The organism is Campylobacter sp. MIT 12-8780, assembly GCF_006864535.1.
Classification (GTDB): domain Bacteria; phylum Campylobacterota; class Campylobacteria; order Campylobacterales; family Campylobacteraceae; genus Campylobacter_D.
This window is the reverse complement of the sequence record NZ_QHLL01000004.1, coordinates 1-16,862: the sequence shown is the minus strand read 5'-3', so window position 1 is coordinate 16,862 and position 16,862 is coordinate 1. Positions and strand designations below refer to the sequence as shown.

At 35.3% G+C, this 16,862-nt stretch carries 18 protein-coding genes; 10 read left to right on the top strand and 8 right to left on the bottom strand.

All coding sequences use genetic code 11. The features are described from left to right. Positions 1–152: 152 nt before the first annotated feature. From DMB95_RS03790 to DMB95_RS03780, 3 genes are read left to right on the top strand one after another with little or no spacing between them, the layout of a single operon-like run. A complete protein-coding gene (locus DMB95_RS03790; RefSeq protein WP_238386917.1) occupies positions 153–542 on the top strand; it encodes a cupin domain-containing protein in 390 nt (129 codons plus the stop codon). Positions 543–554: 12 nt separating this feature from the next. Further along, entirely contained in the window at positions 555–980 is a 426-nt protein-coding gene (locus DMB95_RS03785; RefSeq protein ID WP_142930996.1) for a cytochrome P460 family protein, read from the top strand. Next, on the top strand, positions 981–1,838 hold the full coding sequence (locus DMB95_RS03780; RefSeq protein ID WP_142930995.1) for a carboxymuconolactone decarboxylase family protein: 858 nt from the start codon (positions 981–983) through the stop codon (positions 1,836–1,838). Positions 1,839–1,899: 61 nt separating this feature from the next. On the opposite strand, the gene DMB95_RS03775 is transcribed toward DMB95_RS03780, so the two are convergent. Then, entirely contained in the window at positions 1,900–3,792 is a 1,893-nt protein-coding gene (locus DMB95_RS03775; protein ID WP_142930994.1) for an NAD(P)-binding protein, read from the bottom strand. 188 nt (positions 3,793–3,980) lie between these two features. On the opposite strand from DMB95_RS03775, the gene DMB95_RS03770 reads away from it, so the two are divergent. The 6 genes from DMB95_RS03770 (at position 3,981) to cutA (ending at position 8,876) form a co-directional block, all read left to right on the top strand. Beyond that, a complete protein-coding gene (locus DMB95_RS03770; protein ID WP_238386904.1) occupies positions 3,981–5,114 on the top strand; it encodes an alpha/beta hydrolase in 1,134 nt (377 codons plus the stop codon). Positions 5,115–5,330: 216 nt separating this feature from the next. Further along, positions 5,331–6,317 carry a tetratricopeptide repeat protein gene (locus tag DMB95_RS03765; RefSeq protein ID WP_142930993.1) on the top strand — a complete coding sequence of 329 codons (987 nt, stop codon included), beginning with the start codon at positions 5,331–5,333 and terminating at the stop codon, positions 6,315–6,317. Next, positions 6,304–6,744 carry a ribonuclease HI gene (gene rnhA / locus DMB95_RS03760; RefSeq protein ID WP_142930992.1) on the top strand — a complete coding sequence of 147 codons (441 nt, stop codon included), beginning with the start codon at positions 6,304–6,306 and terminating at the stop codon, positions 6,742–6,744. Before DMB95_RS03765 ends, rnhA begins: the two co-directional genes overlap by 14 nt. Before the next feature lie 49 nt (positions 6,745–6,793). Then, positions 6,794–7,459 (top strand): ribonuclease III, encoded by a 666-nt coding sequence (gene rnc / locus DMB95_RS03755; protein ID WP_034905370.1) that lies wholly within the window; start codon positions 6,794–6,796, stop codon positions 7,457–7,459. Continuing rightward, on the top strand, positions 7,456–8,541 hold the full coding sequence (gene aroC / locus DMB95_RS03750) for a chorismate synthase (RefSeq protein WP_142930991.1): 1,086 nt from the start codon (positions 7,456–7,458) through the stop codon (positions 8,539–8,541). The genes rnc and aroC overlap by 4 nt, the downstream gene beginning before the upstream one ends. Then, entirely contained in the window at positions 8,538–8,876 is a 339-nt protein-coding gene (cutA, locus tag DMB95_RS03745; protein ID WP_142930990.1) for a divalent-cation tolerance protein CutA, read from the top strand. Before aroC ends, cutA begins: the two co-directional genes overlap by 4 nt. A gap of 90 nt (positions 8,877–8,966) precedes the next feature. On the opposite strand, the gene DMB95_RS03740 is transcribed toward cutA, so the two are convergent. From DMB95_RS03740 to DMB95_RS09545, 7 genes are all read right to left on the bottom strand, one after another. Continuing rightward, complete coding sequence (locus DMB95_RS03740) at positions 8,967–10,061, bottom strand: hypothetical protein (protein WP_142930989.1); 1,095 nt, start codon at positions 10,059–10,061, stop codon at positions 8,967–8,969. A 122-nt stretch (positions 10,062–10,183) separates the two neighbouring features. Continuing rightward, positions 10,184–10,942, bottom strand: a complete 759-nt coding sequence (locus DMB95_RS03735; RefSeq protein WP_142930988.1) for a hypothetical protein — start codon at positions 10,940–10,942, stop codon at positions 10,184–10,186. Positions 10,943–11,129: 187 nt separating this feature from the next. Then, the gene (murI, locus tag DMB95_RS03730; protein ID WP_142930987.1) at positions 11,130–11,876 is read right to left on the bottom strand and encodes a glutamate racemase; all 747 of its coding nucleotides are present in this window, start codon (positions 11,874–11,876) and stop codon (positions 11,130–11,132) included. A 7-nt stretch (positions 11,877–11,883) separates the two neighbouring features. Next, positions 11,884–12,351, bottom strand: coding sequence for a C40 family peptidase (locus tag DMB95_RS03725; protein ID WP_442861444.1), 468 nt, complete (start codon positions 12,349–12,351; stop codon positions 11,884–11,886). Positions 12,352–12,385: 34 nt separating this feature from the next. Continuing rightward, positions 12,386–13,540, bottom strand: coding sequence for a Na+/H+ antiporter NhaA (gene nhaA, locus DMB95_RS03720; protein WP_142930985.1), 1,155 nt, complete (start codon positions 13,538–13,540; stop codon positions 12,386–12,388). Next, positions 13,527–14,708, bottom strand: coding sequence for a Na+/H+ antiporter NhaA (gene nhaA / locus DMB95_RS03715; protein WP_142930984.1), 1,182 nt, complete (start codon positions 14,706–14,708; stop codon positions 13,527–13,529). The genes nhaA (DMB95_RS03720) and nhaA (DMB95_RS03715) overlap by 14 nt, the downstream gene beginning before the upstream one ends. Positions 14,709–14,892: 184 nt before the next feature. Then, entirely contained in the window at positions 14,893–15,066 is a 174-nt protein-coding gene (locus DMB95_RS09545) for a hypothetical protein (protein WP_162056777.1), read from the bottom strand. Between the two features lie 155 nt (positions 15,067–15,221). Between DMB95_RS09545 and DMB95_RS03710 the strand changes: the two genes are divergently transcribed. Further along, positions 15,222–16,604 carry a major outer membrane protein gene (locus DMB95_RS03710; protein WP_162056778.1) on the top strand — a complete coding sequence of 461 codons (1,383 nt, stop codon included), beginning with the start codon at positions 15,222–15,224 and terminating at the stop codon, positions 16,602–16,604. The last annotated feature ends 258 nt before the right edge of the window (positions 16,605–16,862 follow it).

The window sequence follows — 16,862 nt, the reverse complement described above, 5'->3', positions numbered from 1 at the left end:
AAAACTTTTTTGAGTTTTATAATTTTATTTTCAAAGGAAAAATCATGGCAAAGAAAATCAGCTCAAAGCTTGGTGCTTTAGGTTTAGGCTTAGCTTTATCAACAAGTGCTTTAAGTGCAGCAGAAAGTCAAAAGCTTACTAAATTTGAGGATATGAAAAGCTTTAAAGGCGATGCAAAAATCTTTAGTGGAGAAGTTAAGGTTACTTCTATGTTTGGCACAAATGAACACCGCAATGTAAGTGGAGGTTTGGTTGAGTTTAGCCCGGGTGCAAGAAGCGCTTGGCATACGCATCCAGCAGGACAAACTTTGATTGTCGTAGAAGGAGAAATTTACACAGGCACAGAAAATGGCATTACGCAAATTGCCAAAAAAGGCGATGTGATAGAATGCCCAGTTGGTGTAAAACACTGGCATGGAGCAGGTGCTACGCAAAAAGGCGTTCATATCGCTTTAACAGGTGTCAAAGATGGACAAAATGTAACTTGGCTTGAAAAATTAAGCGATGAAGAATATGAAAAAGCGATCAAAAACGCTAAATAAAAAGGGCTAAAGATGAAAATGAGGCTTTTGCTTGCTTGCTCTGGCTTTTTAACCTTGCTTATGGCAAATCAAAACTTAGCCTTTCCAAAAGAGTATAAAGAAGGCGTGCTTTATACAAGTGTGATTCGTGGGGGCGTGATCGAGGATATTTATGCACCAAAGGAGGCAATTTTAGCTTTAAAAGAGGGTAAAAACTTGCCTGATCAAACTATCATTACTATGGAAGAATACGCAAATGATGCAGGAGTAAGAGCAGGGCTTAATCGCTATATCATCATGCAAAAGCAAGGTAAAGAGTGGAAATTTCAAGCTTTTAAAGCAGATAAAAGCCTTAATAGTGCTGAAAATACCACAAGGTGTTTAAATTGTCACAAAAGCATAAGCGGGGAAGATATAGTCTTTAGCCTTGAAGCCATGAGAAGCTATAAAGGGGAGTAAATGCAAAAAAGAAGGGCATTTTTTAAGCAAATAAGTGTATTGGCTCTAGCTTTTTCAAGCTTAAGTCTATATGCAGAGCAAAAAACAGCAAAGATAAAGGAGGATATAATGAAGCTTAATCAAAAAGCAAAAGAACTTTTTAATAAATTTTTTAGCTCAACACAGCTTGAACTAGCTAAAAGTGATACCGAGTTTATGGGTAATTTTATAAATTTTAGCCTTTCAGAAGCTTATGTCACAAGCAAGCTTGATGATAAAACCAAATTCAAGCTCATCTTAGCAGCCCTTGTAGCAAATGAGGGTTTAAGCGAGTTTGACACTTATGCAAGAGCAGCCTTAAAAGCTGGTGTAAAAGCTGGAGAGATCAAAGAACTTTTATATCAAGCTACGCCTTATGTGGGTTTTGCAAGGAGTGCAAGTTTTATCAAGCAAAGTGCAAGGCTTTTTAAGGAGCTAAACATAAAACTAGAGGATAACAGAGGCACGACAAATGAAAATAACCGCTTTGAAAAGGGCTTGCAAACTCAAGTGGATATATTTGGAGAAGGTATGAGGCAAATTCCAAAGGATATGCCTAAGGATACGCATTTTATCCGTGCTTTTTTATCGGCAAATTGTTTTGGGGATTATTATACAAGAAAGGGACTTGATTTAAAATTTAGAGAGCTTTTAACCTTTGTGATTTTAGCTGCTCTTGGTGGGGTAGAACCTCAGTTAAAAGGGCATATTAGAGGCAATCTTAACATGGGAAATGATCGCTCTATCTTAATTTCAGCCATAGCTGTCATTATCCCATTCATAGGCTATCCAAAGACTTTAAATGCCTTTAGTGCGATTAATGAAATCACTAAGCCTTAGAAAAACTTAAACAATAAAGCAAAGTTAAGCTTAAAACTTTGCTTTATTTATTTTGAAATTTTCAAAGCTCCTGCACAGCTCTATAAGCTTCATCTATGGCTGAGTGCATATAGGCTGAATGTGCTGCATCTGAGTTTGCTATGCTAATATTGCCAAAAGGTTTTTTAGCTTGTGCTATGATCTTTTCATCATCTTTTTCATCTTCAAAAAGCGAATTATAAGTATAAGTATAGCAGTGCCCCCAGCGGTTAAGCACTATGGCTTGTATGTCTTTTTTGTGATTAAAGCCACTTGCACCAAGCATGGCTTGAAGCTGATCTCTAATGATTTTTTCATGCTCATCAAAACTCATAGCATAGAGTATATTGCGTCCTATTCTTGCTCTATCTCTTGCATCAAGTCCGGCAAGATCAATACCTTGAGAATCAGCTAAAGCTAAAGGTGAGCAAACCATATGCACCACTATAGGCTTTTTAGGGTCCCTTGGATGTTTATAAGAGCCAACATCTACAGGATAATCAAGTTTTACCCTTGCATAAGGCATTTTAGGACAATACAGCTCATGCACCTTAAGCTTCATAAAGCTTTGCCAATTTCTAATCACGACTTTGGTATGCAAAAGTGAGGTTTTAACATTTTTACTTAAAGCCTCTTTTTGAGCCTTTGGTAAGTTTGGTATCATATAAGGTATCATGCTATTATAATTTGCCATGATGACTTTTTTAGCCTCAACCTTGTAAATTTTCTTATCTTTAGCACTGATATAAGAGACAAAGACTTTATCTTTTTGATTTTCAACATTTAAAACCGTGCTTTTAAGCCTTAAACGAACTTTATTGCCCCTTTTATCAAGCTTTGAATAATCAAACACAGAAGCATTCACGCTTATCATATCCTCATCTTGCTTGCTTACACTTGGGATAAGCTTTTTTACCATAAGTCTTGCTACCATAGCATTGCCATCTGGTGCGTGATAGATATAAGGCTCTTCCATTTCAGCCAAAGCCTCGCCCTCTATAGGCTCTAAATTCAAGCCATCAAAGCCGGGTAAAAAGCTATATCTTGCATCATCACAAGAAATGGCATCTATGCCTAAGGCTAAAAAGTCATCAGTCATACCCTCAAAAAAGGCTATAGCTGAAGGCTTGAGCTTGACTTGATTGATTAAGAAGTCTTTATAGCTTGTTTTTGCCATAAAATGTTCTCTTTGCTTTTTATTCATGCCTTTAAGATAGTCTTTTGGCTGGGTAAAAAGGGCGATTAGGGCAAGTTTGTCTTCATTTGAAAGAGGGAATTCGTTGATAAAATCCTTCATATCCTTGCCATTGTTTAATTCTTCAGGTATATCATCACAAATGACTTTTCTTGGATTGCCATTTACAACCTTTGCCTCGCCAAAATGTTCTTTAGCAAAAAATACCCCTCGACTTAAGCCTAAATTTGGATAAAAGCTTACATCAAAGCATTTTGCCAAGCCATCAACGCTGATTTTTAAAGTATCAAGCAAATGAAGCACCTCTTTTGAGTATAAGGCTTTTGGAGACTGAAAGCTTTCACTTCCTCCATAACTGATAAGTGTGCCATCTTTAAGCCTGATTTCATTGCGTCTTGCATGTCCTCCAAAATCATCGTGATTATCTAAGATCAGTATGCTTTTATCTTTGCCAAATTTTTCTTGATAAAAACAAGCCGCACTTAAGCCACTAAGCCCAGCACCAACGATAACTAAATCATAGTTTTGAAAAGGACTAACACTCTTAAAATCAAAGTTTTCTCCATCTCTTAACATATGAGCAAACTCATAAGCTTCATCATTGCTGCCTCTAAGTCCTTGCCAAGCTGGTGGATAATACTTCTCATCTAAGTCAAGTTCTTTTGCATTTAAAAACTGCAAAGGGCTCATGCTTGCTGCTAAAGTCAAAGCCATTCCGTTTAAAAAGTCTCTTCTTAACATTTTTATCCTTTTTTGTATTTCTCAAGATTATAGCTCATTATTAAAACGAGCCTAGTTTAAAAATTCATACTTTTAATATATGTTTTCAAAAAGTAACACAAAAAATTGTATTTTTTCAAATTTAGTCTTGACAAACACTAGGTGTCAGCTTTTATAATATGCCTTATAAAATTTAAAAAGGAGAGTAAATGAAAAGACGCAGTTTTTTGCAAGGTTCTATGATCTTAGGTGTTGGTGCTTTTGTAAGTCCAATTTTAGCCAAAGAGCATAAGGGGACAAATAAGGAGGATAAAATGACACAAGAATTAGCAAATGAAAGCACTCAAGCTTTAAACAATGCTAAGAAAAATCCTTTTGGCTTAGTTTATGAAGGAGCAATAAGCAAAAATGAAGCAAATAAGGTGCAAATTCACCCAGTAAGCTATACCAACAAAGGCTTAAAGCTGGCTGCCAATCTTTACACACCAGCAAATTTTAAGGCAAATAAAAAATACCCAGCCCTAGTTATAGCTCACCCAAATGGAGGGGTAAAAGAACAAGTTGCAGGGCTTTATGCTCAAAAAATGGCTGAAAGAGGCTATATCACTTTAGCTTTTGATTCAGCCTATCAAGGAGCAAGTGAGGGCTTGCCAAGAAATGTTGATATCCCAGCAAATAGAACAGAAGACATAAGAGCTGCTCTTGATTTTTTAGAAAAACAAAGTGGAGTGGATAGAGAAAAGCTTGGCATTATAGGAATTTGTGGAGGTGGAGGCTATACCTTAAAAGCTGCACAAAGTGATAAACGTTTTAAGGCAGTAGCGACTTTAAGTATGTTTGATACAGGTTTAGTAAGAAGAAATGGCTTTTTAGACTCTGAGCTAAACACCATACAAGAGCGTTTAGAAAAAGCAAGTAAAGCAAGGCAGGAAGAGGCTTTAACAGGAAAAGTAAGCTACATAGGCGCAGCTCCTAAAAAGCTAAGTGAGGCTGAGCTAGCAAAAATTAGCACAGATTTGTATAGAGAGGGCATGGTGTATTATGGTGATACACACGCTCATCCAAACTCAACTTTTGCTTATACGACAAGTTCCTTGCTTGATTTGATGAGCTTTAATGTGAGTGATAATATAGAGCTTTTAAATCAACCCTTACTTATGATAGTAGGCGATAAGGCTGATACTGCTTATATGAGTGAAAGAATTTTCAAGCTAGCGACTAAGGCTCAAGATAAAAAGCTCATCAAGCTTAAAAATGCTACTCATATACAAACTTATTATAGGAGTGATTTGGTTGAAGCTGCACTTGAAAGCTTTGATACATTTTTTAAGGAAAAGTTATAATACAAGCTTTTGCGTTTGAAAAACTGATTTGTTTAAAATTATGTTTTGATATATCCTAACAAGCTTATTATAGCTTTTTTATTTTTTTTTAATGATAAAGGAATTTAGCTGCTATTTTCTCGCTTAAGTTCCTTTACCTTATACCAAGTTTATCATTTTACAGCTTTTTAAAAACTTTTAGCTATAATACAAAAAATAAAGCAAAGAAAGAAACAAATGGACTTTTTTTTCGTAGAGTATAGAGATCCTATTGTAGGGCTTATCATACTGACGATTTTAATTTTTGTCGTGGCTGTGGGACATTATTTTTATAGAATTTATGCAAGCAGGGGTGAGGAAAAAGGGCTTGGGGATTTTATCAAGAAATTTGAGATAGAAAACGAACACAAAGCCTTACTGCGAGCATCTAGCCTCAATCTTAACTCTTTGCATTTTTTAGGTAGTGTTTTTAGCAAAAGCGGGGAATTTGAAAAAGCGGTGCAAATTTATCTCATCGCCCTTGAAAAAACGAAAAGCAAAGACGAACAAGAGCTGATTTTTTATGATTTGGCTGAGGTGTATTTTAAGGCTGGTTTTTTGCAAAAAAGTGCTGAGGTATTGCTCAATGCTTTAAAAACTCGCCCACGAAATATCAAGGCTTTAAAACTTTTAAAACTTGTATATCTAAGGCTAAGAAAGTTTGATGAGGTACTTTATACTTTGGATAGTCTTTTTGAATTAGGACTTGAAGTAAGTAAAGAAAGGGCTTTTATCAAGGCATTAAAGCTTCAAAACTTGCCTCAAAATTTAAATCAAAAAATAGATCAAAGAGCCCAGCTTTCTTTACAACTTGATGAGAATAATGATCTTATCAAACGTTTTGTTTTTGAGCAGTATAAAGTAAGCGTGCATGGGGATTTTAAGCTGTTTATTGATCTGCTTTATAAGAGCAAAACACCGATTTTTTTAGAAGATGAGGCGTATTTTGAGCTTTTTTGTGCTTTGGGGCTTTGCAAACCAGAAAAAAAACACAAATTTAAAGATAAAAAACTTCAAATGCTTCAAATTCTAAAGGATAACGATTTTAAAGCCAAACTTAGCTTTTCTTTTGTGTGCTTGTCGTGCAAAACGACTATGCCTTTGTTTTTTTATCATTGTCCGCTTTGTTACGAGTTTGCACAATGTAAAATTTTATATGAAGTTCGTTCAGATGAAGAAGATTGAAATTTATACAGATGGCTCTTGTCTTGAAAATCCGGGCTTTGGCGGCTGGGCGTATATACTTTGCTATAAAAAACATCAAAAAGAAGGCTTTGGGGCAAAAGCTGATACTACAAATAACCAAATGGAGCTTCAAGCGATTATTGAGGCTTTAAAAGCTTTAAAAGAACCATGTGAAATTGCTCTTTTTACGGACTCAAATTTAATGGTAAGAAGCATAAATGAATGGCTTGAAGGCTGGATAAAAAAAGACTTTAAAGGCAAAAAAAATGTTATGCTTTGGAAAGAATACCTTAGCTTAGCCAAAGATCACAAAATCAAAGCCTTTTGGATCAAGGCACACAACGGACATGAGCTTAACGAGCGTTGCGATCACTTAGCCAAAACGGCGGCTTTAACACTAAAAGAAGAGACAAAAAATTGTAACTAAAACTTGTTACAATGTGCGTTGAAAAAGAAAAAGGACAATGGAAGTGCAAATGAAAAATTTACAAGATAAGCTTGGCTATCATTTCAAAGACGAGAAGCTTTTAAAAGCAGCTTTAACGCATAAAAGCTCCAAAAAAACCTATAATAACGAAAGGCTTGAATTCCTAGGTGATGCTGTGCTTGATCTTGTTGTGGGCGAGTTCTTGTTTCATAAATTTAAAGATCAAGCTGAAGGGGATTTATCAAAACTAAGAGCCGCGCTTGTGAATGAAAAATCTTTTATGCAAATTGCTTTAAGTCTTGATCTTGGCTCATATCTTTTTATGTCAGTTGCTGAAGAAAACAATGGTGGAAGAGCTAAACCTTCTATACTTTCAGACGCTTTTGAAGCCATTATCGCAGCGATTTTTTTAGAAGCTGGTTTTTTAAAAGCAAAAGAAGTTGTTTTAGCCCTTTTAGAAAGCATTTATCCAAATATAGACGCAAAAGAGCTTATTAAGGATTATAAAACCAAGCTACAAGAATTTACACAAGGTATGATGGCTCAAACACCAGAATATGAGCTTATCCGTGCCTTTGGACCAGATCATTTAAAGCAGTTTGAAATCGCTTTAAAGCTTGATAACAAAGAAGTCTCAAGAGCCACTTCAAAGAGCAAAAAAGAAGCCCAGCAGCTTGCGGCAAAAATCGCTCTTGAAAAATTAGGAGTTTTATGAATACTTTTGGCACAAGATTAAAAATCACAACTTTTGGAGAATCTCACGGCAAGGCTATAGGTTGCGTGATAGATGGCTTTCCTGCTGGCGTGCGTATAGATGAGGTATTTTTGCAAGGCGAGCTTGATAAAAGAAAGCCCGGAACAAGCAAGTTTAGCACTCAAAGAAAGGAAAGTGATAAGGCTGAAATTTTAAGTGGAGTTTTTGAGGGCTTTAGCACCGGAACGCCCATAGCTGTGGTGATTTTTAATGAAAATCAGCATTCAAAGGATTATGATAACATTAAGGATTTATTTCGCCCTTCTCATGGGGATTTGAGCTATTTTGCTAAATATGGCATAAGAGATTACCGAGGTGGAGGACGTGCAAGCGCAAGAGAAAGTGCTGCAAGAGTAGCCGCAGGAGCTTTTGCACAAATGCTTTTAGCTGAGTTTAATATCAGCGTAAAATCTGGCGTATTTGCTGTAGGTAAAGTGCAAAGCGAGCTTGAAAGTAAGGATTTTGACTTTGAATTTGCAGATAAAAGTGAGGTTTTTGCCCTTGATAAAGCCTTAGAAGCAAGCTTTAAAGAACAGATTGCTCAAGCTTTAAGGGCAAAAGATAGTGTTGGAGCGGCTGTTTTTACGCGTATTAGTGGCGTAAAAGCTGGACTTGGCGAACCACTTTATGATAAACTTGATAGTAAATTCGCTCACGCTTTAATGGGGATAAATGCAGTAAAAGCCGTTGAAATAGGAGCTGGTATAAGATCAAGTCAAAGCTTTGGCTCGCAAAATAACGATCTCATAAAAGATCAGCAATTTTTAAGCAATCACGCAGGTGGTATTTTAGCGGGCATTAGCAGTGGAGCTGATATAGAGCTAAGGACTTATTTTAAGCCTACGCCATCGATCTTTTTAGCGCAAGAAACTATGGATAAATTTGGTAATAATACGATTTGCGAGCTTAAAGGCAGGCACGATCCTTGTGTGGGTGTGCGTGGAAGTGTAGTCTGCTCGGCTATGGCAAGGCTTGTGATCGCTGATACTTTACTCCTTAATGCTAATGCGAGTTTAGCAAGGCTTAAAAAGGCGTATGAATGATCGTTTTAAGCACTACAGCAAGCAAAAAAGAAGCAAAGGCTTTAGGCAAGCTTTTGCTTGAAAAAAGGCTTGTTGCTTGCGTTCAAAGACTTAAAATAAAAAGTATGTATCGCTGGGAAAACACGCTTTGCAAAGCTAAAGAATACCTCCTTATCCTTAAAACAACAAAAGAAAATTTAAACGAGCTTGAAAGCATTGTAAAAGCAAACCATAGCTATGAAGTGCCTCAATTTGTAGCTTTAAAAGCTGATTTTATCAGTAAAGAGTATAAAAAATGGCTTGAGAAAGAGTGCAAAAGCGTTAAAAATAGCAAAAAAATAAAGCTTAAATTTTAGGTTTTTTCGATTATCTAAGCGTCTCCCAAAGAGGCTAAAAATCATATAAAATTCAGTTTTTAAACAAGCTTTAAAAACAGGTATTGCAACCTACGCTCTTATATCAAGTTTTTTATCTTCTTGTAAGTTTTCAAAGAGTATTTTGAGTAAATCTAAATCGTCAAATTTATCTTGCAAGAGCTTTTGAAGCACACTTAAACTTTGATCTTTATAAGTTTGATTTGAACTTTTAGCTTGTATGGGTTTAAATGTCTTTTTTATATCTTGAGTTTCTTTGCTTTGCTTGTTTGAGTTTGTGTCAGTTTGTGTTTGTGCAGGCTTTAAATTTTGAACCTTAGCTTTCATTTCTTCGTTAAGCTCAAGCCATTGCTTTTTAAATTCTTCTATGCTTAAATTTGAGTTCATTAACTCAAGTTCTTTTTTTTGATATTGCGCTAAAAGTTTGCTATCATTAGTATCAAAATCTGAATTTTCTTTAAGAAAATTACGCAAATCCCTTACTTTTTCTTCGCTTATATTTTTATCAAGCCCAGCAAGCTTACCTCTAATGTTTGTTTCACCTACTATAAAATTATTATAGTTGCTTTTAAAATATGCGTGAAAAAGCGCACTTTTATCAAAAAACCCATCTTCATCTTTATATCTTAAAATTGCTTTCATATCCCCAAAACTTATATCATAATCAGGCAAATTATAAAGCTCTTGTCTTTTTTGAAAATCTATGGCATTGTCAAAAAACTCATTATGAATTGCTCCTTTAAAATCAAGGTTATTAAGCTGTTCATGAGTGTATTTTTGTGTCAAGTTTCCCATAAGCCCTTCAAAAGCCTTATACGCCTTTGTAAAACTTTCAGTCCAATCAATGCTTGTATAATCTGCCGTGAGTATCAAATTAACTTCTCTTGCCTCGAATAGCTCAAATTCTTTAGAATGTATCTTAAAGCTTTTTGGTATGCCAGTATTTTCGTTAAAATCACTCGTAAAAAAGCCCTCGCTATCAACACCATAGCCAAGCAGTTTAGATACTGCTTCACTTTTATCCTTAACAAGGTTTAAGTTAGAACTTTTTGCAGTCTTGAAAAGTTCGTCAGCCTTTTGCAAAGAACTTAAATTTTTAGACTTATATACATTTTTTGATACGCCTTCAAAATTTGCATAAGAGCTTGAGTATATAGAATTTATCATTTATAACCTTTATTAATCACAACAAAAATAAATTAAGTGATAAGCTCATTTAACACTAAATCGGTTTAGATTTAAAAAGTTTTAGCTTAGTATTTTTAAAGATAAAAAATAAATTTTTTAATTTATGCTCTTATATCAAGTTTTTTATCTTCTTGTAAGTTTTCAAAGAGTATTTTGAGTAAATTTAAATCATCAAATTTATCTTGCAAAAGCTTTCGAAGCACACTTAAACTTTGATCTTTATAAGTTTGATTTGAACTTTTAGCTTGTATGGGTTTAAATGAAGAAGTATCAGCATGCGTGATATCTTGAGTTGAGATTGGATCTAGGCTTGATGAAATGCTTGTTTCTTTTGATAACTGCTTTGCTTTTTCCCAGTGTTCTTTAAAGTCTAATTCTGCTTGAGCGAAAAAATTCTCTTTTTGTTTATCGCTTATTTCGCCCCAAATTTTTGCATATTCTTGCACACTTGTCAGTGTTTTTAAAAGCGTATCTTGTTCTTTTTCAAGATCAAAAGAGTTTTTATCTAAAGTGCCATAAATCTTTTTTTCAGCAGTTACTGCATTAAGTAGATCTTGTTCTTGCTTGCTTAAAGTCCCATCCCACATTTTTTGCCATATGCTATTTTGAGCCACTTTAACCTCAGGTGCTTGATCCATAATCTCAAAAAGTCTATGTTTTTTCTCCATATCCGACATATTTTTAAAATCATCAATATGCAGTCTTTTTGTGTATGCTTTGCTTGGATCATAAACACTAAAATCATCAGTTTTAGCGCCTTTTTCTTGAATGGGAGTATCATTGTTGAGCAGTTTTTCTGCATTTGAGTGTATATGTGTTTGTCTTGTGTAGCTGATGCTGTAGTTTGCTGTGTTTATCATCGTTGTTCCTTGTTTTGTGTTATTTAAATAATAATATAGTTTTTTTAAAAGTAAAATTGTCTCTTGTCTTTTGCTAAATTCATCTAAAACTAGATCGGCTTAGCTTGAGAAAAAGTTAAGACTATTGTATAGGTTTTTTTAAGAGTTGTTTTAATAAGTGCCACTATGCCAGCTCAAGCTAATCTTTTTAGCGTTTGAGCCAAATTCTAGCTTTTTCTTTTAGCTTTTTGATATCACTTGAAGCATAATAGCTTACTTTTGTTTTTTTGTTTTTTCTTTTGAGTTGGAATTTGCGTTCAAGTTGATCAGCAAGGGCTTGTCCTGAGTGAATCAGCAAGGTATCTTCTCCAAAATACTCTTGCAAGGGTTTTGCAAGTAGTGGAAAATGAGTGCAGCCAAGTATCAAGGCTTTTGGCTTGCTTTGCAAAGAAGAAAAATAGTATTCAAAAGCACTTTCAACGACTTTTCCTTCAAAAATTCCCTCCTCAACCATAGGCACAAAAAGCCCTGTAGCTAGAGCTTTGATATGAGAAAAGCCTAATTTTTCGAGGCGATTTTGATAGCGTTTAGATTTTATCGTCGCTTGAGTAGCGATGATAAGAATTTCATCATTTTTGTTTTGCAAAGTCCTAGATACCGCACTTACACCAGCATCAATAACACCAAAAATAGGCATTTTAGTCCTTGCTCTAAGTTCTTTTAAAGCATACGCACTTACTGTGTTGCAAGCAATGATAAGCATATCGAGGTTAAAAGGCTCAAAAAATTCCAAAGCCTCCAAAGAAAAACGCACTATAGTTTCTTTATCTTTCACCCCGTAAGGCACGCGTGCTGTATCGCCATAATACACCACTTCATCAAAAAACCTCGCTTCAAGCAAAGGCTTTAACACGCTCAAGCCACCAATCCCGCTGTCAAATACACCTATTCTCATTTTTGCCTCATTTTATATATCGTCTTGCACCTAAGTATTTAGGTTTCCAATAACTGCTATTTAACGAACCCTCTCTTGCCCCACCGCGAGGTGAGAGATGGATAAAATTATTATTTTTCACATAAATTCCCACATGCAAGCCATTTGGTCCCCTGCCTGTCCTAAAAAACACCAAATCCCCAGCTCTTAAATTCCTGCGTGAAATTTTTTGTCCGCTTTTCATCTGCAAAGCGGTTGTTCGTGGAATTTGTGTGCGAAAGTGTTGTGAAAGCACGCTTTGAGTAAAGCCAGAGCAATCCGCACCCTTTTTGCTTACCCCGCCCAAACGATACGGCGTTCTTTGCCATTCTTTGCGAATGCTTTCAAGCTTTGAAGGTGTGGCATTAACGCCTCTTTGTGTTTTATATGATGAATAAGAGCTAAAACAAGCTGATATAAAAAAGCTTAAGCTTACAATAAAAACAAATTGTAAAATTTTCATCACTTCCCTTAACAATACGCCCTAAAATTTAAGACTTTGCAAAAAATCTCAAATAAACAAAGCCAAAAATTCCAGAACACAAAGATGCTAAAAGTATGGCAAAATTATCTGCATAATTAAAAATATCGCTTACCTCATACGCGAGCCCATCGATAAACAAACTCATCGTAAAGCCAATGCCCGTAAGTATGCAAACCCCATAAAGCTGTTTAAAAGTTGCTCCTTCTGGGAGTTTGGTAAGTTTAAGCTTGATACTAAAGTAACTAAATGCAAATACACCGACTTGTTTTCCTACAAAAAGCCCTAAAAATATACCCAAACTCACGCCTGAAAAAAAGCTTGAAAAATCAATCTTTGATAAATTCACTCCAGCATTTGCAAAAGCAAATAAAGGCAAGATCACAAAACCCAGCCACGCTTTTAAACCTTCATAAATTTCTTCTAAGAAAGGCTCACCATCTTTGGTGTATAAAGGGATAAAAAATGCCGTAACCAAGCCAGCTAAAGTTGCATGAACGCCGCTTTTTAGCACACTTATCCAAAGGATTAAAGAGCAGATAAAATAAAAAGATTTGCGTGTGATTTTAAGTAAATTTAAAACAAGTAAAGCACAAATAGTAAGCATGGCAATCACAAGAGCAAAAACTGAAAGTTTGCTTGTGTAAAAAATCGCGATGATTAAGATCGCCCCAACATCATCAAAAATAGCTAGGCTTAATAAAAAAATCTTAAGGCTTGCTGGCAAATGCTTACCGCACATCAAAAGTATAGCAAGAGCAAATGCCGTATCAGTAGCCGTTGGTATCGCCCAACCCCTTAAAGCATAAGGATTGTTAAAATTAATCAAGGCAAAGATGAGCGCTGGAACGATGATCCCGCCTATCGCACCAAATAAAGGCAGGGTAATATTTTTTGGATTTTTAAAATCGCCTTGCGTAAATTCCTTTTTTAACTCAAGTCCTATAGAAAAGAAAAAAATTGCGATAAGCCCATCATTAATCCACAGCAAAAAAGGCTTAAAAAGCCCAAATTCTCCAGCCTTAAAACCAACCTCAAGGCTGAGAAAATTCTTATATGCTCCTTGATATGAGCCATTTTCTATCCACAACGCAAGCAAGGTTGCAATGATAAGTAAAACTCCGGCAAAAGCTTCGTTTTTAACAAAATTTTTAAGCGCTTGCAAGTTTGTCCTTTTTCTCAGTCTTAATACATTTAAGATAAATATAAGCAACCAAAGCACTCACAAAGCTTGCAAGCAAGATAGCTAAGCGATCAGCATGTTCAAAGGCATTCACATTTTCAGCATACGCAAGCCCATCGATAAACAAACTCATCGTAAAGCCAATGCCCGCGAGTATGCAAATTCCATAAAATTGAGTATAACCTACATTTTGTGGCAATGTGGCGATTTTAAGCTTGATACTGATAAAGCTAAATAAAAATACGCCGATTTGTTTTCCTGCAAAAAGTCCTAAAAATATACCTAAGCTTACCGGCGATAAAAGGGCTGAAAATTCCATATCACGCAAGTCAATACCAGCATTTGCAAAAGCAAATAAAGGCAAGATAAAAAAGATCACCCAAGGATCAAGATCATGATAAAGATGTTTTAAAAAAGGTTCGCCGTTTTTTCTTTCTATGGGGATAAAAAGTGCCACGATAACACCAGATAAAGTCGCATGAACGCCACTTTCAAGCATGGCTATCCACAAAATTACACCCACGATAAAATAAAAAGGCAATTTACTCACGCGTAAGTAGTTTAATATAAAAAGTGCTAGCACACAAGCCATACACACGAAAATGGCTAAGCTTGAAAGCTCACTTGTATAAAACAAAGCGATGATAACAATCGCACCAAGATCATCAAAAATCGCTAAAGAAAGCAAAAAAAGTTTTAAACTTGCTGGGACTTTGTTACCCAAAAGCATTAAAATTCCTACCGCAAAAGCTATATCAGTAGCCGTTGGTATCGCCCAGCCTTTCATTGCAAATGCGTCATTATAATTAATCGCCCAAAAGATTAAAGCTGGCACAATCATACCGCCTAAAGCACCAAATATAGGCAGTGAAACAGCTTTGATATGTCGTAATTGTCCTCTTAAAATTTCATATTTAAGCTCAAGTCCTATGCAGAGGAAAAAAACAGCGATAAGCCCGTCATTAATCCAATGGAGCAAGGTTTTAGAGATAGTAAAATCATTCACTGAAAAACTCACTTTAACATATAAAAAATCCTCATAAATAGCACTAAATATAGTATTTTGGCACACAAGAGCAAAAAGCGTGCAAGCGATGAGTAAAAATCCCGGAAAAGATTCATTTTTTACAAGTCTTTTGATATTTTTCATTATGGTGTTTGTTCTTTCTTAAAAATATAGAGTTTTTTGTAAAGACAAAATTTCAAGGTATTTTACTTAAAAAAAGTTAAATTTTTGTTTTAAAATGCAATGAAATAAAGAATTTATGTAAAAATGTGTAAGAATTTTATAATAAAAAACTAAGGCTTTGCACTCAAACAAAGCCTTAGTTTTTTTACGCATAAATATCAAGTGCGTTGCTTGAGCTTGTGGTGCTTGAGCTTGCTTCAGTAGTGCTTGCGACGAGCTGAGCTATCATTTCTTCATTGCTTTGCACAGCTTTTTGCAAAGCTGAAGTGCTTGTAGCAACGAGTAAAGAGGCGTTACCATAAGTTGAATCTTGGATCATCTTCTCTCCTTTTCTATAAGTATTTGCAAAGATTATATCGTCAAATTCTAAATAAAACTTAGAGTAAAAGTGCAAAAAATACGCATTTTAGGAATTTTTTTGTATTTTTTATGATACAATGCGTTTGCTTTGATTTAAAATTTAAAGGAGTTTTTATGAAGCTAATTAAACTAAGTCTTGCCGCAGCTTTAGCTGCAGGTTCGTTTTCAGCACTTAATGCGATCTCTTTAGAAGATGCGATTAAGAATGTTGATTTTTCAGGTCAGTTAAGATACCGCTACGATACAGGTAGATGGGACGGCTCTAAAAATAATGATGGCATTAGTGCTCAAGGAAATATCGGTGGGCAACAAAGCCACAAAATAAGAGCAAGGTTGGGTGCTAAAGCTGATATTGGTGATGGTTTTAAGGTATTTGGACAAGTTCAATACGGACCAGATAATAATGGTGGCTATGGAGCTGGTAGCACAACGGCTACAAACAGAACTTTTGATCTTCGCCAAGCGTATTTGCAATATGATCTTGCTGATTATGCAACAAGTTTCACCTGGGGTAAGCAAGAATTTACGTCCATTTGGACTGATGATATTTCTTCAATGTCAGCTAGAGCAACTTACACAGGTATTGAAGGTTTGACTTTAACCGCTTTTGCTGTGGATAGTTTTGAAGAAGATAGTGATAGACCTTTTTACGATATAGATGATTATACTAATGCCACAACAACAGCAAATTCAGTTGGCGATTTTCTCTTTAGACAAAATTTCTATGGTGCAGCTGCTATTGGCTCTTATGATCTAGGTGGTTCTAGCCTTGATACACAACTTTGGTTAGGTTATCTTAACAAAAGAGCGTTTTTCTATGCTCTTGATGTGGTGTATGGTTTAGATATCGATCAAGACTTAAGCTATGCGTTGCAATTAAGCTATTTGGGTAACTCTGTTGATTCTGCTTTAAAAGATAGAATGGTTGCGCAAAAAATGACATCAGCTCCTTCAAGTTTGCCAAATAGTGCCGGTGCAAATGCAGATGAAACACTCATCGCAAACGGAAATTTGATCAACTTAATGGGAACTTTAAAAGGCTATGGCTTTGATGGTTCTTTAGGTGGGGTTTTATATGGTAAAAAAGGTAAATTTACCATCAATAGACTTGATGATAGCTTCCTTGCTGGCGGTAGAGAAATCTTTTATGTAAAAGGTTCAAATATCATGAACAGCTTTGGACAAAACACTTTTGGTTATGTAAAAGCTGGCTATACTCTTCCTTCTGATTTAAGACTTGGCGTGCAATTTGTGTATGGTTCAACTCAAGCTGGAGATAGAAATATAGGCAATGCTGAGTATTACGGCGGTGGCGATAAAATGGAAGCTGTTGTAGAGGCAAGCTATAATTACAGCAAAAACCTCAATTTCTTGCTTTGGTATTCTTATCTTGACTGGAAAAGCGATAAAGGCGTAGAATTAGCTAATAATGGTGGCTATGAAGATGCTAAAAACACCAAAGACACTGTGAGATTCCAAGCAATTTATAAATTCTAAATTTCACACAAAAAGAGGCTTTATGCCTCTTTGTTTTTTTTAGAAATAGTGCTTAAAATATTTTTTATCTTTGACTTTAAAAACTTTTTTCTTTGTTTCAAAACGACTTAATATACTTTATAATCCATACTTTCTTAAAATTTAAAATATAATCTCTCCCCCAACCACCAAAATTTAATGAAACTTTAAGCTTATTTGTATATAATTTCATTTCCTTTTCAATTTTCAAGCCTAAAAACTTGAAACGAAGTCTTAGAA